The organism is Shewanella sp. Shew256 (assembly GCF_002196695.1).
GTDB lineage: Bacteria > Pseudomonadota > Gammaproteobacteria > Enterobacterales > Shewanellaceae > Shewanella > Shewanella mangrovisoli.
Map to the genome: position 1 here is coordinate 371,440 of NZ_NAJR01000004.1, position 22,063 is coordinate 393,502.

The 22,063-nt window shown below is 48.5% G+C and carries 16 protein-coding genes; 7 read left to right on the forward strand and 9 right to left on the reverse strand.

Annotated features, from left to right (window positions below):
• Nucleotides 1-3: 3 nt before the first annotated feature.
• The 6 genes from odhB to sdhC form a co-directional block, all read right to left on the reverse strand.
• Nucleotides 4-1,206: a 2-oxoglutarate dehydrogenase complex dihydrolipoyllysine-residue succinyltransferase gene (gene odhB / locus B5P39_RS09765; protein WP_088211367.1), complete on the reverse strand. Its 1,203-nt coding sequence runs from the start codon at nucleotides 1,204-1,206 to the stop codon at nucleotides 4-6.
• Nucleotides 1,207-1,254: 48 nt separating this feature from the next.
• Entirely contained in the window at nucleotides 1,255-4,074 is a 2,820-nt protein-coding gene (gene sucA, locus B5P39_RS09770; protein WP_088211368.1) for a 2-oxoglutarate dehydrogenase E1 component, read from the reverse strand.
• Between the two features lie 214 nt (nucleotides 4,075-4,288).
• A complete protein-coding gene (locus B5P39_RS09775; protein WP_011622413.1) occupies nucleotides 4,289-4,996 on the reverse strand; it encodes a succinate dehydrogenase iron-sulfur subunit in 708 nt (235 codons plus the stop codon).
• 11 nt (nucleotides 4,997-5,007) lie between these two features.
• Entirely contained in the window at nucleotides 5,008-6,774 is a 1,767-nt protein-coding gene (gene sdhA, locus B5P39_RS09780) for a succinate dehydrogenase flavoprotein subunit (RefSeq protein ID WP_011622412.1), read from the reverse strand.
• Complete coding sequence (gene sdhD / locus B5P39_RS09785; RefSeq protein ID WP_011622411.1) at nucleotides 6,775-7,122, reverse strand: succinate dehydrogenase, hydrophobic membrane anchor protein; 348 nt, start codon at nucleotides 7,120-7,122, stop codon at nucleotides 6,775-6,777.
• Nucleotides 7,116-7,511 (reverse strand): succinate dehydrogenase cytochrome b556 subunit, encoded by a 396-nt coding sequence (sdhC, locus tag B5P39_RS09790; protein WP_011622410.1) that lies wholly within the window; start codon nucleotides 7,509-7,511, stop codon nucleotides 7,116-7,118. The genes sdhD and sdhC overlap by 7 nt, the downstream gene beginning before the upstream one ends.
• Before the next feature lie 416 nt (nucleotides 7,512-7,927).
• On the opposite strand from sdhC, the gene B5P39_RS09795 reads away from it, so the two are divergent.
• The 4 genes from B5P39_RS09795 (at nucleotide 7,928) to B5P39_RS09810 (ending at nucleotide 16,894) form a co-directional block, all read left to right on the forward strand.
• Complete coding sequence (locus B5P39_RS09795) at nucleotides 7,928-9,214, forward strand: citrate synthase (RefSeq protein WP_011716732.1); 1,287 nt, start codon at nucleotides 7,928-7,930, stop codon at nucleotides 9,212-9,214.
• A gap of 286 nt (nucleotides 9,215-9,500) precedes the next feature.
• Complete coding sequence (locus tag B5P39_RS09800; RefSeq protein WP_011716731.1) at nucleotides 9,501-10,565, forward strand: efflux RND transporter periplasmic adaptor subunit; 1,065 nt, start codon at nucleotides 9,501-9,503, stop codon at nucleotides 10,563-10,565.
• A gap of 12 nt (nucleotides 10,566-10,577) precedes the next feature.
• Nucleotides 10,578-13,841: an efflux RND transporter permease subunit gene (locus B5P39_RS09805; RefSeq protein ID WP_088211369.1), complete on the forward strand. Its 3,264-nt coding sequence runs from the start codon at nucleotides 10,578-10,580 to the stop codon at nucleotides 13,839-13,841.
• Nucleotides 13,838-16,894: an efflux RND transporter permease subunit gene (locus B5P39_RS09810; protein ID WP_088211370.1), complete on the forward strand. Its 3,057-nt coding sequence runs from the start codon at nucleotides 13,838-13,840 to the stop codon at nucleotides 16,892-16,894. Before B5P39_RS09805 ends, B5P39_RS09810 begins: the two co-directional genes overlap by 4 nt.
• A gap of 159 nt (nucleotides 16,895-17,053) precedes the next feature.
• Here the strand turns inward: B5P39_RS09810 and yqfB are convergent, their stop codons facing one another.
• Nucleotides 17,054-17,386, reverse strand: a complete 333-nt coding sequence (gene yqfB, locus B5P39_RS09815) for a N(4)-acetylcytidine aminohydrolase (protein WP_088211371.1) — start codon at nucleotides 17,384-17,386, stop codon at nucleotides 17,054-17,056.
• 268 nt (nucleotides 17,387-17,654) lie between these two features.
• Here yqfB and B5P39_RS09820 point away from each other — a divergent pair, with 268 nt between their 5' ends.
• Nucleotides 17,655-17,873 carry a DUF2986 domain-containing protein gene (locus B5P39_RS09820; protein WP_088211372.1) on the forward strand — a complete coding sequence of 73 codons (219 nt, stop codon included), beginning with the start codon at nucleotides 17,655-17,657 and terminating at the stop codon, nucleotides 17,871-17,873.
• Nucleotides 17,874-18,026: 153 nt separating this feature from the next.
• On the opposite strand, the gene B5P39_RS09825 is transcribed toward B5P39_RS09820, so the two are convergent.
• Both B5P39_RS09825 and B5P39_RS09830 read right to left on the reverse strand, forming a co-directional pair.
• Nucleotides 18,027-19,589 carry an MATE family efflux transporter gene (locus B5P39_RS09825; RefSeq protein WP_088211373.1) on the reverse strand — a complete coding sequence of 521 codons (1,563 nt, stop codon included), beginning with the start codon at nucleotides 19,587-19,589 and terminating at the stop codon, nucleotides 18,027-18,029.
• Nucleotides 19,590-19,932: 343 nt separating this feature from the next.
• Nucleotides 19,933-20,841, reverse strand: coding sequence for an AraC family transcriptional regulator (locus B5P39_RS09830; protein WP_088211374.1), 909 nt, complete (start codon nucleotides 20,839-20,841; stop codon nucleotides 19,933-19,935).
• A 210-nt stretch (nucleotides 20,842-21,051) separates the two neighbouring features.
• Between B5P39_RS09830 and B5P39_RS09835 the strand changes: the two genes are divergently transcribed.
• A complete protein-coding gene (locus B5P39_RS09835; protein WP_176399904.1) occupies nucleotides 21,052-21,591 on the forward strand; it encodes a (R)-mandelonitrile lyase in 540 nt (179 codons plus the stop codon).
• Between the two features lie 81 nt (nucleotides 21,592-21,672).
• Nucleotides 21,673-22,047 carry a cyclophilin-like fold protein gene (locus B5P39_RS09840; RefSeq protein ID WP_088211375.1) on the forward strand — a complete coding sequence of 125 codons (375 nt, stop codon included), beginning with the start codon at nucleotides 21,673-21,675 and terminating at the stop codon, nucleotides 22,045-22,047.
• Nucleotides 22,048-22,063: the final 16 nt, after the last annotated feature.

Here is a 22,063-nt window from a genome sequence, read left to right on the forward strand (position 1 = left end):
AGATTATAGGTCAAGTAGCAGACGAGTTGGGTCTTCCAAGAAGTCTTTAATGGCGACTAAGAAGCCAACTGACTCACGGCCATCGACAATACGATGGTCATATGAGAGAGCTAGGTACATCATGGGCAGGATTTCAACCTGACCATTAACTGCCATTGGGCGGTCTTTAATGGCGTGCATGCCTAAAATCGCGCTTTGTGGCAGGTTTAAAATTGGAGTAGACATTAACGAGCCGAATACACCACCGTTAGTCACAGTGAAGTTACCGCCAGTCATATCAGCCACAGTCAGCTTGCCATCACGGCCTTTGATCGCCAGATCGCGTACTGCTTTTTCGATATCAGCCAGGCTCATGGTATCAGTGTCACGCAGTACTGGGGTGACCAGACCACGAGGCGTCGATACCGCGATGCTGACGTCGAAGTAGTTGTGGTAAACGATATCGTCACCGTCGATTGACGCGTTCACTTCTGGGAAGCGTTTCAGTGCTTCAGTCACCGCTTTCACGTAGAAAGACATGAAACCTAAACGGATACCGTGGCGCTTTTCAAAGATATCTTGGTATTGCTTACGGATATCCATGATTGGCTTCATGTTCACTTCGTTGAACGTCGTGAGCATTGCAGTAGAGTTTTTCGCTTCTAATAAACGGTTAGCGATAGTCTTACGTAAACGTGTCATTGGAACACGTTTCTCGCTACGACCAGCAGCGAGTGGTTGTACCGCAGGAGCCGCTGGAGCTGCAGCCGCTTTAGGTGCAGACTTGATAAAGGCTTCGACGTCTTCTTTAGTGATACGGCCACCGACACCAGTGCCCTTCACTTTGCTCGCATCAACATTGTGCTCAGCCAGTAAACGACGTACTGATGGGCTTAATGCATCGTTAGACTCTTCAGTCGCAGCAGCGGCAACAGGTGCAGCAGCTTCGGCTTCGGCTTCGGCTTTAGTCACTTCTTGACCAGAAACCGCACCCGCGATGAACTTAGCAATCACTTGCTCGCCCAGAACGGTATCGCCTTCTTGGAACAGGAATTCACCGATGTGACCATCTTCTGGTGCAACCACTTCCAGTACGACTTTGTCAGTTTCAATATCAACCAGATTTTGATCACGAGAAACTTGCTCACCCACTTTTACGTGCCAAGTGGCGATAGTTGCATCGGCAACAGATTCTGGCAGTACGGGTACCTTGATTTCGATACTCATGAAAAACGATCCTTTTTTATAAAATGTCTATTACTACAGTCTTAGCTATTACAGCTTTAGGGCACTGTTCACTAAAGATTCTTGTTGGTGAGCATGCAGCTCAGGGTAACCACAGGCTGGTGCAGCAGATGCTTCACGGCCAGCATAGGTCAGTTTTGCACCCGCAGGGATAGCAGCCCAGAAGTGATGTTGGCTAGAGTACCAAGCACCCTGGTTTTGCGGCTCTTCCTGACACCATACAAAATCAGTCACATGTTGGTAGTCAGCTAAGGCTGCAACCATTTCTTCATGTGGGAACGGATATAACTGTTCGACACGGATTATTGCGATGTTATTGATGTTTTCTTTACGGCGTTTTTCCAGTAGCTCGAAGTACACCTTACCGCTACAGAACACGACGCGATCGACTTTGCTCGCTTCTAACGTATCGATTTCACCGATCACGTTTTGGAAGGTGCCATTAGCCAATTCTTCCATGCTAGAAACCGCTAATGGGTGACGTAGCAATGACTTAGGTGACATCACCACCAGTGGACGGCGCATTGGGCGCACCACTTGGCGACGCAGCATATGGTAAACCTGTGCTGGCGTTGATGGCACACACACTTGCATGTTGTGGTTAGCACACAGCTGCAAGAAACGCTCTAAACGGGCGCTTGAGTGTTCTGGACCTTGACCTTCATAGCCATGTGGTAACAGCATGGTCAGACCGCATAGACGGCCCCACTTCTGCTCACCTGACGACAGGAACTGGTCGATAACCACTTGAGCACAGTTAGCGAAGTCGCCGAATTGGGCTTCCCAAATCGCCAGACCACCAGGCTCTGCTGTGGTGTAGCCGTATTCGAAGGCCAGTACTGACGCTTCAGACAATACTGAGTCAGTGATGTCGATTGGACCTTGGTCTTCAGACAGGTTGCGCAGTGGCATATAGGTGGTTGCATCGTTTTGGTTGTGCAGAACCGCATGACGGTGGAAGAAAGTACCACGGCCAGAGTCTTGACCAGTAATACGAACGCGCTTGTTGTCTTCAAGAATCGTGGCGTACGCTAAGGTTTCAGCAAAGCCCCAATCGAGTAATTTCTCACCTTTTGCCATAGCAACGCGATCGCCGTAAATCTTAGCAACGCGTGAATGCAGTGGGTGGCTCTCTGGCACGTAGCTGAGCTTATCAGCCAGAGTTTGCAGACGCTCAAGTGGTAGAGATGCTTGATACGCTTCGTCCCACTCACGGCCAATGTAAGGAGTCCAATCCACTGTGTGCAGTGTCATTGGGCGCCATTCTTTCACCACACAGTCACCTTGGTCTAAGGCGTCACGGTAGGTGTTGATCATGCTGGTCACTTCATCAGCGCCAATGCTGTTTTCGGCGATCAGTTTGTCAGCGTAGATCTTACGTGGCGTTGGGTGTTTCTTGATCTTGGCATACATCAATGGCTGAGTTGCACTTGGCTCGTCAGCTTCGTTGTGGCCATGACGGCGGTAACACACTAAGTCAATCACCACGTCACGTTTAAACTCGTTACGGTAATCAACAGCAAGCTGAGCAACAAAGGCAACGGCTTCTGGATCGTCAGAGTTCACGTGGAAAATCGGTGCCTGAACCATCTTAGCGATGTCAGTACAGTATTCAGTTGAACGCACATCAAAATGATTTGACGTGGTAAAACCAACTTGGTTGTTTACCACGATGCGGATGCTGCCGCCCACTTTAAAGCCACGGGTTTGAGACATGTTGAATGTCTCTTGCACGATACCTTGACCCGCAATTGCAGAGTCACCGTGGATCGTGATTGGCATCACCTGTAAACCGTCTTTACAACCACGGCGGTCTTGACGAGCACGTACAGAGCCCATGACCACAGGGTTAACGATTTCAAGGTGAGATGGGTTAAAGGCCAGTGCTAAATGCACATTGCCACCCGGCGTTTCGAAATCTGAAGAGAAACCTTGGTGGTATTTTACGTCGCCTGAACCGTGGGTATCGGCGTGTTTACCGGCGAACTCGTCAAACAGTTCGGCTGGACGCTTACCTAACACGTTCACCAGTACGTTTAAACGACCACGGTGAGCCATACCAACGACGATTTCTTTCGTGCCCGCTTCACCTGCGCGGTAAATGATTTCGCGCATCATAGGGACTAACGCATCGCCGCCTTCTAACGAGAAGCGTTTTGCACCAGGGAATTTAGCGCCTAAATATTTTTCAATGCCTTCAGCAGCATTTAGGCCTTCGAGAATGCGGGTCTTAACGCTTTTATCGTAGTTGGCTTTACCTAAGGATGGTTCGAGACGTTGTTGGATCCAACGCTTCTCATCGGTATCGGTAATGTGCATGTATTCGGCGCCAATCGAACCACAGTAAGTGGCTTTTAGCGCTTTGACTAAGTCAGCCAGCTTCATGGTTTCGCCGCCGTGGGCGAACGAGCCAGTGTTGAACTCACGTTCCATGTCTTCTTTGGTCAGACCGTGGAATGCGGGATCTAAATCGGCAACAGGTTCACGTTTCCACAATTCTAACGGGTCGAGGTTAGCCCCTTGGTGACCACGGAAACGGTGGGCGTTGATCAGCTGTAGCACTTTAACTTGCTTAGCATCCAACTCAGGATCGGTCACACGAGCTGCGCTCTTATGACGTCCGTCCATCGCTAAACTGCGAAAATAATCACGTACTTTGGAGTGAGCCGCTTCAGGCGCGTCTTTAGAAGCACCGTTCACCGGAGGGAGATTATCAAATACCGCACGCCAATCGTCAGAGACTGACTGTGGGTCTTCTTGATAGGCTTCATACATCTCTTCTACGTAGGTCGAATTTGCACCACTTAAGTGAGATGATTCGAGCCAGGCTTTCATGATGCCTTGGTGCATTGCTATTCCTTTCAAACTTTATACACGTGCTTAGCCATAGTTTTTATATGCAATCTCAAGCAATTACCTTCGATGCATAAATTTTGCCGCCCCTAGATATCCAGATTTCACGGCGCGTTGTCTTCCATTACATACACAAAAGAGCCACCTTCTATACCCAGAAAGTGACTCTTCGAGAGCTATATTATTATTGATTTAAGCTCGGGTTCTCGCATTACACAGCTCGCTTAAGCAGCATTGACTTAATGTGACCAATTGCTTTAGTCGGATTAAGTCCTTTTGGACAGACGTCAACGCAGTTCATAATGCCGTGGCAACGGAACACGCTGTAGGCGTCGTCCAGCTCAGAAAGACGTTCTTCTGTCGCTGTATCGCGGCTGTCGATCAAGAAACGGTAAGCGTGTAGCAGACCGCTAGGACCGATAAACTTATCAGGATTCCACCAGAACGATGGGCAAGCCGTAGAACAACATGCACACATGATACATTCGTACAGACCATCTAAATGCGCACGCTGTTCAGGTGACTGTAAATGTTCACGGGCAGGCATCTTCTCATCGTTGATGAGGAACGGCTTGATCTTCTCGTACTGCTTGTAGAACTGAGTTAAATCAACCACTAAGTCACGTACGACTGGCATACCTGGCAGTGGACGAATTTCCAACTTCTTACCTTTGAAGGTAGAGATTGGTGTAATACAAGCCAGACCGTTTTTACCGTTCATGTTCACACCGTCACTACCGCAAACACCTTCACGGCATGAGCGACGGAACGCTAACGTTGGGTCCTGTTCTTTTAACTTGATCAGTGCATCAAGCACCATCATGTCAGAGCCTTCAGCCACTTCAAGGCTGTAATCCTGCATGTAAGGTTTTGTATCTACATCAGGATTGTAACGATAAACTGCAAATTCCAATTTCATCTTTGCAACTCCTAGTAGGTACGTTTCTTCGGCGGAAATGCTTCACGTAACTTAGGCGCCATATTCACAGCACGACGGTCCATGGTTTCAGTCACAGGGTCAAACAGGGTGTGACATAACCAGTTATCATCATCACGCTCTAAATAGTCTTCACGTGAGTGAGCGCCACGGCTCTCTGTACGGAAGTTAGCGGCATAAGCGGTGGCAATTGCCGTCGCCATCAGGTTGTCTAACTCTAAACATTCAATACGTTGAGTGTTGAATTCACGAGAGTTATCAGACAACTTGGCATTTTCTAAACGCTTACGGATAGCTTTCAACTGCTCTAAACCTTCTGCCATTGCATCGCCACGGCGGAATACAGAGAAGTTTAATTGCATGCAAAGTTGTAAATCTTTACGGATTTGCGCTGGATCTTCGCCAGACTTGTTGCTTTCCCAGCGGTTTAAGCGTGCTAAAGTCGCTTGAATTTCCGCATCGGTCGCATCTTTTGGATCCGCAGTCTCATCGAGTGCTTTACCTAAGTGTTGACCCGCAGCGCGGCCAAAGACCACTAAGTCGAGCAGAGAGTTACCGCCTAAACGGTTAGCACCGTGTACAGACACACAGGCAATCTCACCTACTGCGAATAAACCAACCACATCTTGCTCGCTGCCGTCGTCATTCTTACGAATAACTTGACCGCTCACCTTCGTTGGCAGACCCCCCATCATATAATGACAGGTTGGCAGTACTGGGATTGGACCATCGGCCGGATCGATATGTGCGAAAGTACGAGAGAGTTCACACACGCCTGGTAGACGGGCTTCTAAGGTCTCTTTACCTAAGTGATCGAGTTTCAGTAAGCAGTGTGGGCCTAATGGACCATCTAAACCACGGCCTTCACGGATTTCAGTCATCATAGAACGTGCTACCACGTCACGAGATGCTAAGTCCTTGGCGTTTGGTGCATAACGCTCCATGAAACGCTCGCCGTCTTTGTTCAGCAGGTAACCACCTTCACCACGGCAACCTTCAGTCACAAGTACACCCGCGCCAGCGATACCGGTTGGGTGGAATTGCCACATTTCCATATCTTGCATCTGAACACCAGCACGCATCGCCATACCAACACCGTCACCGGTATTGATGTGTGCGTTTGTGGTTGATGCGTAGATACGACCTGCACCGCCAGTAGCGAGTACAGTGGCCTTGGCTTTGAAGTAAACGATTTCACCGGTTTCGATTTCAATCGCAGTACAACCTACGATGGCACCGTCTTGGTTTTTCACTAAATCGAGGGCATACCACTCAGAAAACACTTGAGTTTTGTGTTTAACGTTCTGTTGGTATAAGCAGTGAAGCAGTGCGTGACCAGTACGGTCTGCCGCAGCAGCGGTACGCGCCGCTTGTTCACCACCGAAGTTTTTAGATTGACCACCGAAAGGACGTTGGTAAATCTTACCGTTATCGAAACGAGAGAAAGGTAAACCCATGTGCTCGAGTTCAATAATGGCTTCTGGACCAGTTTGACACATGAATTCGATAGCGTCTTGGTCACCGATAAAGTCGGAACCTTTTACGGTATCGTACATGTGTTGTTCCCAATGGTCTTCATGGGCGTTACCTAACGCAACGGTGATACCACCCTGCGCAGATACGGTATGAGAACGAGTTGGGAATACTTTAGATAAAAGCGCACAGCTCTTACCTTCTTTAGAAATCTGTAATGCTGCGCGCATACCGGCACCGCCGGCACCAATCACTACAGCATCAAACTCACGTACTGGAATACTCACTTAGACACCCCACACAATAACAATGCCGGCCGCCAGATAACAAAAGACGGTGACGACGAAGGTGAACTGTAAAACACCGCGTAGCGAAGTGCACTTGACGTAATCCGTCAATACTTGCCATACACCAATCCAGGCGTGAACAAGCAGTGCAACCAGCGCAAGCAGGGTAAACACTTTCATTGGCAGAGCGCTAAACAGGCCATGCCAAACGTCATAGGTGAGAGGGGAACTACATGCAATAAAGCCAACCATGAAAATGGTGTAACAGGCGAGGATTACTGCACTAGCGCGTAGTAGAATAAAGTCATGAACACCACTGCGTCCAAAACTTGCTGCATTGGTTACCATACCCATAACCCCGCTAAAATTGAAAAGGCTACCGTCAGTACAAATACAGCTTTCGCTGAGGCGGTGCCCGAAGCCAACTCTTCCCAACGACCGGTATCCATTACTAAGTGGCGTAGGCCACCGAATAAGTGATATGCCAGTGCAGTCAAAATGCCCCACATGATGAACTTCACGACGAAGTTATCAAACAGAGATTGTACGCCTGCGAAACTTTCAGCGGAGGCTAAAGATGAATTTAGCAACCAAATAAGAATGCCAACAGCGAACAGCATGATGACACCGGATACACGGTGAAGAATTGACACAATCGCTGTTGCAGGAAAGCGAATGGTCTGCAGATCTAAATGGACAGGTCTTTGCTTTTTCACGTTCTGCTCACTCAGCTCCATTGAGCATTTTTTTTGTTATGTGAACCGCTTTTGTACAAACTTTAAACCGAGGGGTAAATCAGGGCAAAAGTAAACACAAAAGCAAAGTTTAAACAAACAGATAACTATTTGAACACTCACTTATTTAACATGTAAACAAAGGGTGTTTTAACATCATCGTTTGCAGCCCTTATTAGGCGGAGGCAAGTATACTCGCGCGAAATGTCAAATACAAACATCACAGAATGCAAATTTTGTTTTTTTAAGGATATTTTCACCTAAGTGCCAGCTGCACCAAGGAAAGTAAAGAGATTTATACCATGGTCTAACAAATTTAAACGCTTATTTAAATTGAAATGTGATCTAGAATGGCTGTAAAGTAATGGCGGTTTGACATGCCGCACTCACAGATAAGAACGAAGTAAGGAGAACGGGGTATGGCTGATTTAAAAGCCAAATTAGAATTACCAGGGAACGACTCGATAGAATTGCCAGTAAAGCAAGGATCCGCTGGTTTTGACGTAATCGATATCAGTAAACTTGGCAGCAAGGGTTACTTCACTTTTGATCCAGGTTTTCTCGCGACAGCCTCCTGCGAATCTGCAATTACCTATATCGATGGCGATCAAGGTATATTGTTACACCGCGGCTATCCAATCGAGCAACTCGCCGTTGACTCAGATTACTTAGACCTGTGTTACCTGCTGCTTTACGGTGAACTGCCGACGAAAGAGCAATATGCTGAATTTGTACACACAGTAAAAACCCACACTATGGTTCATGAGCAACTCGCCTTCTTCTTTAGAGGTTTCCGTCGTGATGCTCATCCTATGGCGATGTTATGTGGTGTTACTGGTGCATTGTCTGCATTTTATCAAGACTCACTCGATGTCAACGATCCTCGCCACCGCGAAATCGCCGCTTATCGCCTAGTCTCCAAAATGCCAACGATTGCCGCTATGTGCTACAAGTACTCTTCTGGCCAGCCATTCGTTTACCCACGCAATGACTTAAGCTACGCAGGCAACTTCTTAAGCATGATGTTTGCCGTGCCTTGTGAAGAGTACAAGGTAAACCCAATCGTTGAACGCGCTATGGACCGTATCTTCATTCTTCATGCGGATCACGAACAAAACGCGTCAACATCAACCGTACGTTTAGCAGGTTCTTCAGGCGCGAATCCATTCGCGTGTATCGCTGCGGGTATTGCTTCTCTATGGGGCCCTGCACACGGCGGCGCGAACGAAGCTTGTCTACAAATGTTAGAAGAAATCGGTTCAGTAGACCGTATTCCTGAATTCATCGCCCGTGCGAAAGACAAGAATGACCCATTCCGTCTAATGGGCTTCGGACACCGTGTTTACAAAAACTTTGACCCACGTGCCAAAGTCATGCGTGAAACCTGTCACGAAGTGTTAAAAGAGCTGAAAGTACAAGATCCATTATTAGATGTGGCTATGGAACTTGAACGTATCGCACTGGAAGACGAGTACTTCATTTCGAAGAAACTCTATCCAAACGTCGACTTCTACTCTGGCATCATCATGAAAGCCATTGGTATTCCAACTAGCATGTTCACCGTACTGTTCGCATTAGCACGTACTGTGGGTTGGATTGCTCACTGGAAAGAAATGTTGGATCAACCAGGTCACAAGATCAGCCGTCCACGTCAGCTATATACTGGCGAGACTTCGCGTGATTTCGTAAGCCAAGATAAACGCTAATCGGCATTTATCGATTAAAAGCGCCCACTGGGCGCTTTTTTATTGGGATTTTCATAGCCACCCTTCGATCTTCTTATCACTCCCAGCCACACAATCCCGGATGACCTCGCTTTAGCTTATTTAGCATTTCTCATCACTTTTTAAACTTTTTAGCTACATTTAGTAAGTTTGCCTAATCTACAATCTGACAAATTTACGTTAATCTACTGAAATTAATGTATTTTTAACTTTGGCATGTTTTCTGCTTTCAGATGGCATCACAAAAATGACAACAGGTAATACTCTTATGGAAAAGTCAACAATTGCTAAGTTCGCCCTACCCGTGCTGTTAGTGTCAATGTTAGCGGCATGCGGCGAAGAGGAAGTGGCTAAAAAAGAAGAACAATATGCCATTCCCGTCGAAACCACTACCGTGATGCAGGGTAATGTGTCTTCGTTTTATAGCACAACCGCCACCCTTGAAGCCCCGCAAGAAGCTAACGTCGTGAGCCGCATCGCTGGCCTTATCGAAGCGATTAATGTCGAAGAAGGTGACCGGGTGCAAAAAGGCCAAATCCTCGCGGTTATCGATGCCAAACGTCAGCAATACGATCTCGACCGCTCCGAAGCCGAAGTGAAAATCATCGAGCAAGAGTTAAACCGCTTGAAGAAGATGACCAATAAAGAGTTTATCAGTGCCGACTCCATGGCAAAGCTCGAATATAACCTGCAAGCCGCCATTGCAAGACGGGATCTTGCTGAATTACAAGTCAAAGAAAGCCATGTGGTTTCGCCCATCGACGGTATTGTTGCTAAGCGTTATGTCAAAGCGGGCAACATGGCGCAGGAATTTGGTGACCTCTTCTATATCGTCAATCAAGACGAGCTGCACGGGATTGTCCATTTACCTGAGCAGCAATTAACCAGCCTACGTTTAGGCCAAGAAGCGCAAGTCTTTAGCAATCAACAGAGCAAAAATGCCATCCACGCGAAAGTGCTGCGCATCAGCCCAGTGGTCGACCCACAGAGTGGCACCTTTAAAGTCACCTTGGCCGTGCCCAATCAAAATGCGCATTTAAAAGCAGGGATGTTCACACGGGTCGAATTGAAGTATGACACCCATGAGAATGTGATCACTGTGCCCTACAGTGCCCTGATAAACCAAGACAATAAGCAAGCCCTGTATGTAATTGACGGCAGCAATGCCAACCGCCGCGAAGTCGAAATCGGTTACCGCGAAGGTGACTCGGTGGAAGTCGTCTCCGGTATCAAACCCGGCGAGCAAGTCGTGACCCGTGGTCAGCAAAATTTGAAAGACCAATCCTTAGTTGAAGTCATTACCCCACTCGATTTGGCCTCAGCGAAGAACTGATAGGAGTCTTTCATGTCAATCATCAGCACCTCAGTTAAACGGCCAGTCACGGTATGGATGTTCATGCTGGCCATTATGTTATTCGGCATGGTGGGGTTTTCGCGCTTAGCGGTAAAACTCCTGCCCGATTTAAGCTATCCCACCTTGACCATTCGGACCATGTACGATGGTGCGGCGCCCGTTGAAGTAGAACAACTGGTCTCAAAACCCATTGAGGAAGCCGTCGGCGTGGTGAAAGGCTTACGTAAGATAAGCTCTATCTCCCGCTCTGGCATGTCCGATGTGGTGCTCGAGTTTGAATGGGGCACCACTATGGATATGGCGAGCCTCGATGTGCGTGAAAAACTCGACACTATCGCCCTGCCTTTGGATGTTAAAAAGCCATTATTGCTGCGCTTTAACCCCAACCTTGACCCTATCATGCGTCTCGCGCTGTCGGTGCCTAATGCGTCTGAGGCTGAACTCAAGCAGATGCGCACTTACGCCGAGGAAGAGCTTAAGCGTCGTTTAGAAGCCCTCTCTGGTGTGGCCGCGGTGCGTTTATCCGGTGGTTTAGAGCAGGAAGTGCATATTCAGCTCAATCAGGAAAAGTTATCTCAACTCAATTTGAATGCTGACGACATTAAACGCCGCATCAACGAGGAAAACATCAACTTATCTGCGGGTAAAGTGATCCAAGGCGACCGCGAATATCTGGTACGTACCCTTAACCAATTCAATTCATTGGAAGAATTGGGACAAGTGATCGTCTATCGCGACGCACAGACCTTAGTACGTCTATTTGAAGTCGCCACCATTACCGATGCCTTTAAAGAGCGCAGCGACATCACCCGTATCGGCAGCCAAGAGTCGATTGAACTGGCTATCTATAAGGAAGGCGATGCCAACACGGTCGCGGTGGCTAAAAAGCTGCGCGATGAGCTAGTCAAAATCAACCAAGATCCTAAGCAAAACAAACTGGAAGTGATTTACGATCAGTCCGAGTTTATTGAGAGTGCCGTTAGCGAAGTCACCTCGTCCGCGTTGATGGGCAGTATTTTGTCCATGCTGGTGATTTACCTGTTCCTGCGCAATATTATTCCGACGCTGATCATCTCTATCTCGATCCCCTTCTCGGTGATTGCCACCTTTAACATGATGTACTTTGCCGATATCAGCCTAAATATCATGTCATTAGGCGGTATTGCGCTCGCCATTGGGCTCTTGGTTGACAACGCCATTGTGGTGCTGGAGAACATCGACCGCTGCCGCAGCGAAGGCATGAGTAAGTTAGATGCGGCTGTGACTGGGACCAAAGAAGTGGCGGGCGCGATTTTCGCCTCCACCCTAACCACACTCGCGGTGTTTGTCCCCTTGGTATTTGTCGATGGTATTGCGGGCGCCCTATTCTCCGATCAAGCCCTCACAGTGACCTTTGCCTTGCTCGCATCACTCTTGGTGGCATTAACCTCAATTCCAATGCTGGCCTCCCGCGAAGGCTTTACAGCACTGCCCGAACTCATCAATAAAACCCCGAAGGAGAAACCCACTACTAAGCTCGGTAAGTTAAAACACTATAGTGCGACGGTATTTTCCTTCCCGATTGTGTTGCTTTTTAGCTACTTACCGAGTGCATTGCTGACATTAGCGTTAGTCATTGGCCGCTTCTTCTCTTGGCTACTCGGGTTAGTGATGCGCCCGCTGAGCAGTGGTTTTAACTTTGTTTACCATGCTATCGAGTCGGTTTATCACAAACTGCTGGCGATGGCGCTGCGTAAACAAGTCGCCACCTTGTTGCTGACCATTGGGATCACTGGCGCCTGTATTAGCCTGCTCCCCCGTCTTGGCATGGAACTCATCCCACCGATGAATCAAGGGGAGTTTTATGTGGAGATCCTGCTGCCTCCTGGCACGGCGGTCGGTGAAACCGATAAAGTGCTGCAACAACTCGCGATGTCGATTAAAGACAGGCCGGAAGTTAAACATGCCTATAGCCAAGCAGGCAGCGGCGGTCTCATGACCTCTGATACCGCCCGTGGCGGCGAAAACTGGGGGCGTTTACAGGTCGTACTGAGCGATCACACGGCTTACCACAAAGTAACACAAGTGCTGCGTGACACTGCACGCCGCATCCCTGAACTGGAAGCCAAAATCGAGCAACCTGAACTATTCAGCTTTAAAACCCCATTGGAGATTGAACTCACAGGCTACGATTTACACTTGCTCAAACGCAGTGCCGATAATCTGGTTAAGGCACTTTCCGCCTCCGATCGCTTTGCCGATGTGAATACTAGCCTGCGTGATGGTCAGCCAGAACTCAGCATTCGCTTCGACCATGCTCGCTTAGCCGCCTTAGGCATGGATGCGCCCACGGTCGCCAATCGCATCGCCCAGCGCGTCGGCGGCACGGTCGCCAGTCAATACACAGTACGTGACCGCAAGATTGATATTTTAGTGCGCAGCGAACTGAATGAGCGGGATCAAATCAGTGATATCGATGCCTTGATCATCAACCCCAACAGCCCACAACCGATTGCCCTGAGCGCCGTGGCCGAAGTGTCATTGCAATTAGGTCCATCGGCGATTAACCGCATCAGCCAACAACGCGTGGCTTTAGTATCGGCTAACCTTGCCTATGGCGACTTAAGTGACGCAGTAGCCGAAGCGCAGCAAATTTTGTCGGCACAAGTGTTGCCCGCCTCGGTTCAAGCGCGCTTTGGTGGACAAAATGAGGAAATGGAGCATTCATTCCAATCACTGAAGATTGCATTAATCCTAGCGGTTTTTCTGGTGTACTTAGTGATGGCGAGTCAGTTCGAATCGCTGCTGCATCCGCTACTGATCTTATTTGCAGTGCCCATGGCGCTGGCTGGTAGCGTGCTGGGGCTCTATATCACCCAAACCCATTTGAGTGTGGTGGTGTTTATAGGCCTTATCATGCTCGCGGGAATTGTGGTCAACAACGCCATCGTACTCGTAGATAGAATTAATCAGCTGCGCACCGAAGGCGTGGACAAACTCGAGGCCATTAAGGTTGCGGCCAAATCCCGGCTGCGCCCGATTATGATGACCACCCTAACCACCACCTTAGGTTTGCTGCCGATGGCGTTAGGTTTAGGCGATGGCTCAGAAGTCCGCGCACCGATGGCGATTACCGTGATCTTTGGTTTGAGCCTCTCGACCCTATTGACCCTGATTGTGATTCCAGTGCTCTATGCCTTGTTTGACCGTAAAGAGTTTACGCATACCGCCACAGAGCAAGACAACACGGTAGAAACCACGGAGGCTCGCCTATGAACCTCACCCGTTTAGCGATAAAACGCCTTGTCACCACCAGCATGTTTTTCTTCGCTATCTTGCTGTTTGGTTTGGCTTCTAGTCGCCTATTGCCGCTCGAAATGTTCCCCGGCATCGATATTCCACAAATTGTGGTGCAAGTGCCTTACAAAGGCTCAACGCCAGCGGAAGTTGAGCGCGATATCACTAAGGTGCTCGAAGAGTCCCTCGCCACTATGGGCGGTATTGATGAGCTGGAGTCCGAATCCTCCCAAGAGGGTTCGGAAATCGAAATCAATATGAAATGGGGCGAGAACGTCGCCACTAAAAGCTTAGAAGCGCGGGAAAAAATCGATGCGGTGCGGCATTTATTGCCCAAGGATGTTGAACGGGTGTTTATCCGCCAATTCTCCACCGCCGATATGCCGGTATTGACCATACGGATTTCGAGCGACCGCGAGCTCTCTGGCGCATTCGACTTGCTTGATAAACAGCTTAAACGTCCGCTGGAGCGGGTCGAGGGGGTGTCTAAGGTCAATCTCTATGGGGTTGAGCAAAAGCAGATTGAGGTCAGGATCAATGCCAACCGCCTCGCCGCCAGTGGCTATTCGGCAACCGAGTTACAGACGCGTCTCGGCCGCGAAAACTTTGTGCTGAGCGCTGGCACTTTGCGGGAGAGTAATCTGGTTTATCAGGTGTCACCTAAGGGCGAGTTTCGCAATCTAGAAGACATTAAAGCCCTAGTGCTATTGCCAGGGCTGACCTTAGGTGACGTTGCCGATGTGCAATTTGCGCTGCCTGAACGGGTCGAAGGGCGTCATTTAGATAAGCATTACGCCGTGGGTCTGGATGTGTTTAAAGAATCCGGCGCCAACTTAGTGGAAGTGTCTGACCGAGTGTTAAAGGTGATTGAGCTTGCCAAGCAAGATCAACAATTCCAAGGTATTCGCTTGTTTATCATGGAAGATCAAGCCTCTGGCGTAAAATCTTCCCTCTCGGATCTACTACTGTCGGGATTAATCGGCGCCTTGCTGTCTTTTATCGTGCTGTATTTATTCCTGAGAAACTTCAAGATGACCTTGATTGTGGTGTCATCTGTGCCGATTTCGATTGGTATGACGCTAGCCGCTATGTATCTTCTAGGTTACAGCTTAAACATTCTGTCGATGATGGGACTGTTATTAGCGGTCGGTATGCTTATCGATAATGCTGTGGTGGTGACCGAGAGTGTACTGCAGGAGAAACAAGGCAAAGATACTAAGAGTGTTCAAGACAATGAAAATGCGGTCATGACAGGGGTCGATAAGGTCAGTCTTGCCGTGCTTGCGGGCACTATGACCACGGCTATCGTGTTTTTACCCAATATCTTCGGGGTTAAAGTCGAGCTCACCATCTTCCTTGAGCATGTAGCGATTGCGATTTGTATTTCGCTGGCGGCCTCACTGTTAGTGGCTAAAACATTAATCCCATTGATGTTAACTAAGTTCCACTTCGATATCACGCCAGAGAAAGCGCCGGGTAAGTTGCAAAACTTCTACAATCGTAGCCTCAACTGGGTGCTGCTGCGTCCTTGGCGTTCTGGCCTGATTTCGGTGGCGATTTTAGTATCCACCGCCCTGCCGCTGTCGATGGTCAAACAGGATCAGGAGGACAGCCAAAGTAAGGAGCGCATTTACGTCAACTACCAAGTAGAAGGTCGCCATAATCTTAATGTGACCGAGGCAATGGTGAGCCAAATGGAAGAGTATCTTTATAATAATAAAGAGGAATTCCATATCGACTCAGTGTATAGCTACTATGCCCCCGATGATGCTTCTTCGGTGATTTTGCTGAAAAAAGACTTGCCCATGCCACTGGATGAATTAAAGAAGAAAATCCGCAGCGGTTTTCCTAAATTCTCCATCGCGAAACCTCAATTTGGCTGGGGCAATGATAACTCGGGCGTACGTGTCACGCTCACAGGTCGCTCCACCTCAGAGCTTATCCATTTGAGTGAGCAAGTATTACCCTTACTCTCCAATATCAAAGGGTTAGTGGATGTGCGCTCCGAAGTGAACGGCGCGCAGCAGGAAGTCGTGATCCGCATAAATCGTCAGATGGCGGCACGACTGGATTTAAAACTCAACGAAGTAGCTTCTAGCATCTCAATGGCATTGCGCGGCTCACCGCTACGCTCATTTAGGCACGATCCCAATGGGGAACTGCGTATCGAAATGGCCTATGAGAAGGAATGGCAAAAATCCCTCGAGAAGCTAAAACAACTGCCGATCGTGCGTATCGACCAACGTTTGTATACCCTTGATAACCTTGCCAGTATCGAGATCCAACCTAGGTTCGATACCATCAAGCACTATAATCGCCAAACTTCGCTTTCTATCGGGGCGAACTTAGATAATCTCACCACAGAGGAAGCCCAAACGAAGATCAAACAGGTGATGGAAAATGTGCGCTTCCCGAATGGTTATAACTATTCACTGCGCGGTGGATTTGAGCGTCAGGATGAAGATCAGAGCGTGATGGCTATCAATATGCTGCTTGCTATCGCCATGATTTACATCGTGATGGCGGCGCTGTTTGAATCCTTGCTATTACCGACGGCAATTATCACCTCGATTCTGTTCTCGATCACCGGCGTCTTTTGGGCACTGCTGCTAACAGGCACACCTATGTCGGTCATGGCCATGATAGGGATCTTGATTCTAATGGGAATTGTGGTGAATAACGGTATCGTATTGGTTGACCAAATCAACCAGATGACACCGGAGCTCGATAAGTTGTCGGACACCATACGCGAAGTCTGTATTACCCGTCTGCGCCCGGTACTGATGACAGTGGGAACAACCGTACTAGGCCTAGTGCCACTGGCAATGGGCGATACCCAAATCGGCGGCGGAGGCCCACCGTACTCGCCAATGGCCATCGCGATTATCGGCGGTTTGTCGTTCTCAACGGTGACGAGTCTGTATTTGGTGCCATTATGTTACCAACTGCTCTACAGAATGCGTTATCGCGCCGCGGTGCGCCTGGGTGAATCGAACCGCATCGCCCAAAAACTGCTACCTTGGACGGTTTAACTAGTTAATGTTTGCGATATAAGTTCGCATTCCACTTGAAAGATAATAGGCTGGCTTGCATCAAAACAAGCCAGCCTATTTTTTATAAACAGAGCTTAGCCAATAGCGTTAACCAATGGGTAGATCAGTAGGCTAAATCAATAGACTTAGTCAATTGAGTTAATCAATAGGGTGAGCCCTTGTATTCACAACACAAAAGCGAATTTGAAATAACTGCTCAAGGCCGGGATAAATCTCGTGGATCACTCGGCGCAGCTCAGGCAGCGTCATATTCTCCTGGGCAGCATGTTGCTCTGTCAGCGCCGAAAACAATACAGGCACAACCTCAATCACCTTAATATCACAAAACCAACGGTCAGCTTCGAAGGTCGATACCGGTAAAATTTGCCCGGCAAACACATGGGACTCGGCTTCATCCCTTAAGGTAATGGTCTTAGCTCCCGATAAAATATCCTGCTCGAAACGCTCAAAGAAAGTGATCTTAGTTAACAAGTGACCTCCACCTATTGCTTTTTAAAGCATTAAAAATTTATAACTATCAGTATGTTAAATGGGTAACTCACGCTCATTTTGCCATAAATAAAGTGCATCACCCGTAAAAAACGCCATATTCTAGCACGGCCTCGACCTCGCTCTAGATACAGCTTCTATGGCGCTGTAACAGCAAAACATGGAGAGATTGGCAATATTCAGTTAGAATCCAGCTTTAATTGAGCCACTGGACTCAGCCTGCATAGGCAAAAACCGAATTAGAGATGTTATGAACAAGAAGCAAAAGATCGTTAAGAAGATGGCTAAGCGCGAAAAAGCCAAACAAAACAAAATCGAGAAGCCCAAGGTGGGTACAAAGCCGCGTTATATTTCTAAAGCAGAGCGCGCGCGTCTTGAAGCAGAAACGCCAGAAGCCGTGGCTTTAGAAGTAGCGCAAGAGATCGCAGATGTCGACGCATCTAGCGCGGAAGATAAAGCTGCGAGCTAAGCCGCTTTGTGTCGTGACTCTCGGGGTGCTCGCACTCGCATAAAACGCTCTCGCGTGAATGCGAATATGCCAAACATAAAGGCCACTTTTCAGTGGCCTTTATGTTTTATCAATTTTTATCTCTTTAAATTACCAAGATGGTTATCTAAGGGTTTACGGCGTATTGGGTTTTGCTTTATCAAAATCCACTGCGTTAGCGGCCGCCTCGCATTCCAGCTCTTCGGTCAATTGGCCCATTTGCACATGGGAGGATGAAAACGGACTCGTAGATGAGGGCAGATTTTGGCCAACACAATTGGCAATTTCTTCCTCGTCCCCCGCCAGTAGCTGCTGGCACTTATTCTGCGCCTCTTCGGTATCGCTCACGACAGACTGCACTGCGTTCGCACGACTTGCCAGTGCCACCTTATCAACTAAGCGGTAAGCCACACACACGCCCATGATCCCAAAAAGAATCGAGCCTAATACTTGGCCGATTAACACACCGTATACCCCGCCCCACTGCGCGCCAAAATACACAAATGGCACAGTGCCTAACGTGGCTTTACCGACATTGAACAGGGTGGAATATTTGGCTTTACCCAGATTATTAAACGAAGCATTGGCCACAAATAAAATGCCAGAGAAGGTAAAAAACACCGCGATATAGGTACAGAAAAACTCAATAAGTGCCGCGCTATCGCCTTTCATATCGAACAGGCTAACCACCTGCGATTTAAGCAAGAACAGCAATAGCGACATCACCACCACATACAAGGTACAAAATTGAATCGCCTTGGTTAAACTCTCGCGCACCCGGTCGAATCGGCCCGCCCCGAAGTTTTGCCCAACAATCGGCCCAATGGCACCGGATAACGCAAAAATCATCCCAAAGGTGACCGGGATTAATCTACCAAGCACCGCCCAACCAGCAACATAGGCATCACCAAAATCGGCAATCGCGCGAGTCACAAAGGCGTTACCTATGGGCGTAGCGATATTCGTCAGCATGGCAGGCCCGGCAATGGCGAAAATCGGTTTGAGATCGGCAACAAAATAGCTGAAGTTAAACTTACCCAGCAGTTGATGTTTTACGACTACGCCGCGCCCGGCAATGATAAAAACCGCGATACGGGCAAGCACCGACGCCAGTGCCGCACCTTCAATCCCCATGGCAAACAGGAAAATAAAAATCGGATCCAGCACCGCATTAACGCCGCCGCCCGCTAAGGTCGACATCATCGACAGCTTAGCATCCCCAACGGCACGCAGCGCACCGCCAAGGGCCATCGCAAGGCAAATAAAGGGTAAAGAAGGCACCAAAATGTACAGATAACTCTCGGCAAGTTCGGCGGTATGGCCGCTCGCCCCCACCAGAGTCACTAATTCTGGGATAAAACAGGTCACCACCACACTCACGAAGAGGCTGATTAAGGTGGTCACCGCCGCACTATTGAGCAATAGGCGTTTAGCGAGTTCAACATCCTTTGCACCAATCGAGCGGGAAACTAACGCGCCGAGCGCAATCGAGAGGCCGATGCCAATAGAAGTGGTAAAAAACGAAATGCTGCCCGCATAGCCCACCGCTGCGGCCAGTTCATGTTCGCCAAGTAAACTTAAGAAGAAAATATCGAGCAAATCGACCACAAATAAGGCAGAAATCCCCACGGCGGCGGTCGAACTCATCACGAGGATATGACGAAGAATCGAACCTTCAACGAATTTGGCTTGGGTCATGGGGTTGTTTTACCTTGATCTATTGGATGGACTGACATTAAATCCAGTCTGCGGCTCTCGCCACTTAAGCAGTCTCTTGAGTAAGTAAGCCTACCATGAGGCAGCGCACATAATAAATCATTTAAACGATTTGGTTTGTTACGAATAACTTACACACTCAGGCCTTTACTCTCACAATAAGCCTGTTTGGTTAGAATGCCCTCAAGCCATGTCACTCGGTCGTGCTTAAGCCAGTCACTTAAGTCAGTCGCCTATGCCAAACGGCTTATTCCAAATAGTTAGTCCCAACCTGTTAAATCCAATCACTTAAGCCCAACCAGTTGGTCTAAGTATCTTTCTTTAGTTAGGTCGATGATAACCAGTGGATATCGACATCTCGTTTGGGGGAATTGCCAAACAGGCGCGAGTATTCCCGGGAAAATTGCGATGGACTCTCATAACCGACACGATAAGCGGCTGCGGCAGCATCGAGGTTCTCTCCCAACATCAATCGGCGAGCCTCCATCAAGCGTAATCGTTTTTGATATTGCAGCGGACTCATTGAGGTCAATTGGCGAAAATGATGGTGAAAGGTCGATTTACTCATTCTGGTCATATCAGCTAAATCATCAATGCTAAAATGTTGGGCAAAATTCACTTTAAGCCACTCGATAGAATGCGCAATACGTAAACCATGGCTGCCCGCCGACACGATTTGCCTTAAGCGCGCGCCCTGCTCACTGATAAGCACCCGCCAGTAAATCTCTCTTTTAATCAGAGGCGCAAGCACAGGAATCGACTCAGGCTCATCGAGTAAGGCGACTAACCGGCTGAAAGCATTCAACAAGCTTGGGGTGGAATGGCCTAAAATCATGCCTTGTTCGGTAACTGTATCCTTTTGCCTCGCCAAGGGCGTTTGCAACATTAAGTCACTCATCACCGCCAAATCGAGTTTTAGCACGACACCGAGGTAAGGTTTTTCAGCACTGGCCTCTAACACTTGCATGGTGGCGGGTAACTCTAAAGAGGTGATTAAGAATCGACTAGGATCGTAGATCAATACCTGCTCCCCCAAGGTCATGCTCTTCGTCCCTTGCACCACGAGCGCAATACTTGGCTCGACAATACAAACCGAATTGGAGGTGGGCGCATTCTGCCGATAAAACTCGAGCCCTTCGACCTCAGATGATGCCCATTCGACGCCAAGGGTTCTTTTGGCCACATTGTCGGTAAGCTCTTGGGAAAAACCATTCATCATTTGCATCTCGCTCATCAGTTTCACCAATTTTTATCAGTAACAGTCGGCACTCGGTCATCTGAATTTATCTTACTCGCAACTTATCGCGTTAGCATACGAAATGCCTAACTCTTGGAGAATTAGGCAAGCATTACCGACGAATGAACTACCCTGCGCGCCTGCAAGTGGCAAGAATAAGGGATCCGAACAAGTGATTTTTTAGCGATTGAATAAAGGAGAAAATCGATGAAACCCATGCATTTTGGATTAGGCTCCCTGCTATTGTTAACGCTTGGCGTGCTGGCAACAGAGCCAGTGCCAGCATCAGTGCCTGTATCAATGCCTGTATCAGAGATAATGCCTAAAACAGCGATTGCCTTTGAGCAAATCAGTATTGCCCGCAATGGCACTCAGCTCCCCGCGACAGGGTTCGAAGACTATTTTACCGGCCCAGTGCGCGTTGAGCCTTTGTTTCAGGCCAAGGGCGAAGGTCGCGCATCTGGCGCCTTAGTTACCTTTGAGCCAGGCAGTCGCACCCATTGGCATACTCATCCTGTGGGGCAAACTTTAATCATCACCTCTGGAATGGGCTGGGTGCAGCAAGAAGGTCAAACACGCCTTGAAATCCAGCCAGGGGATGTGGTGCAGATCCCTGCGAATGTCAAACATTGGCATGGCGCGACGAGCAGCACACCCATGACGCATATCGCCATACAAGAAGCCAACGCGGGCAAGGTGGTCACATGGCTAGAAAGTGTCTCCCCAGCACAATACGACAAGCCCTGAATCAAGCTTAGCGACTCTTCGTCAAATTTAGTTAAACCAAATCAAGCTAAAAACGCCATGACGCAATCTAAGGTGACTTCGATGAACATTAGTGTGACCGCAAACGGCAAAGCATATCGATTTACCCTCCTCGATAATCCAACGGCAAAGGATTTCTACGCCCGCTTACCCCTAAAACTCACGCTTAAGGACTATGCCAATACCGAAAAAATCGCCATGCTCGAGCCAAAGCTCACCAAAGCGCAGGCCCCAAAAGGCACCAGCGCTAAACGCGGCGATATCACCTATTACGCCCCTTGGGGTAACTTAGCCCTGTTCTATAGAGACTTTGGCTATGCCGATGGCTTAATTCCGCTCGGTACTCTTAGTAACGAGACGAGTAAAGAGATGAGTGATGAATTTGTCGAACTGCTTAGCGGCAAAGATCTCGAGGTGGTGTTCGATAAACTGCCCTAACCATATAAAGCAAAAC

Coding starts and splice junctions, on each gene's coding strand:
- odhB (WP_088211367.1), bottom strand. CDS start 1,206: ATGAGTATCGAAATCAAGGTACCCGTACTGCCAGAATCTGTTGCCGAT.
- sucA (WP_088211368.1), bottom strand. CDS start 4,074: ATGCACCAAGGCATCATGAAAGCCTGGCTCGAATCATCTCACTTAAGT.
- B5P39_RS09775 (WP_011622413.1), bottom strand. CDS start 4,996: ATGAAATTGGAATTTGCAGTTTATCGTTACAATCCTGATGTAGATACA.
- sdhD (WP_011622411.1), bottom strand. CDS start 7,122: ATGGTAACCAATGCAGCAAGTTTTGGACGCAGTGGTGTTCATGACTTT.
- sdhC (WP_011622410.1), bottom strand. CDS start 7,511: ATGGAGCTGAGTGAGCAGAACGTGAAAAAGCAAAGACCTGTCCATTTA.
- B5P39_RS09795 (WP_011716732.1), top strand. CDS start 7,928: ATGGCTGATTTAAAAGCCAAATTAGAATTACCAGGGAACGACTCGATA.
- B5P39_RS09800 (WP_011716731.1), top strand. CDS start 9,501: ATGGAAAAGTCAACAATTGCTAAGTTCGCCCTACCCGTGCTGTTAGTG.
- B5P39_RS09805 (WP_088211369.1), top strand. CDS start 10,578: ATGTCAATCATCAGCACCTCAGTTAAACGGCCAGTCACGGTATGGATG.
- B5P39_RS09810 (WP_088211370.1), top strand. CDS start 13,838: ATGAACCTCACCCGTTTAGCGATAAAACGCCTTGTCACCACCAGCATG.
- B5P39_RS09820 (WP_088211372.1), top strand. CDS start 17,655: ATGAACAAGAAGCAAAAGATCGTTAAGAAGATGGCTAAGCGCGAAAAA.
- B5P39_RS09825 (WP_088211373.1), bottom strand. CDS start 19,589: ATGACCCAAGCCAAATTCGTTGAAGGTTCGATTCTTCGTCATATCCTC.
- B5P39_RS09830 (WP_088211374.1), bottom strand. CDS start 20,841: ATGAGCGAGATGCAAATGATGAATGGTTTTTCCCAAGAGCTTACCGAC.
- B5P39_RS09835 (WP_176399904.1), top strand. CDS start 21,052: ATGAAACCCATGCATTTTGGATTAGGCTCCCTGCTATTGTTAACGCTT.
- B5P39_RS09840 (WP_088211375.1), top strand. CDS start 21,673: ATGAACATTAGTGTGACCGCAAACGGCAAAGCATATCGATTTACCCTC.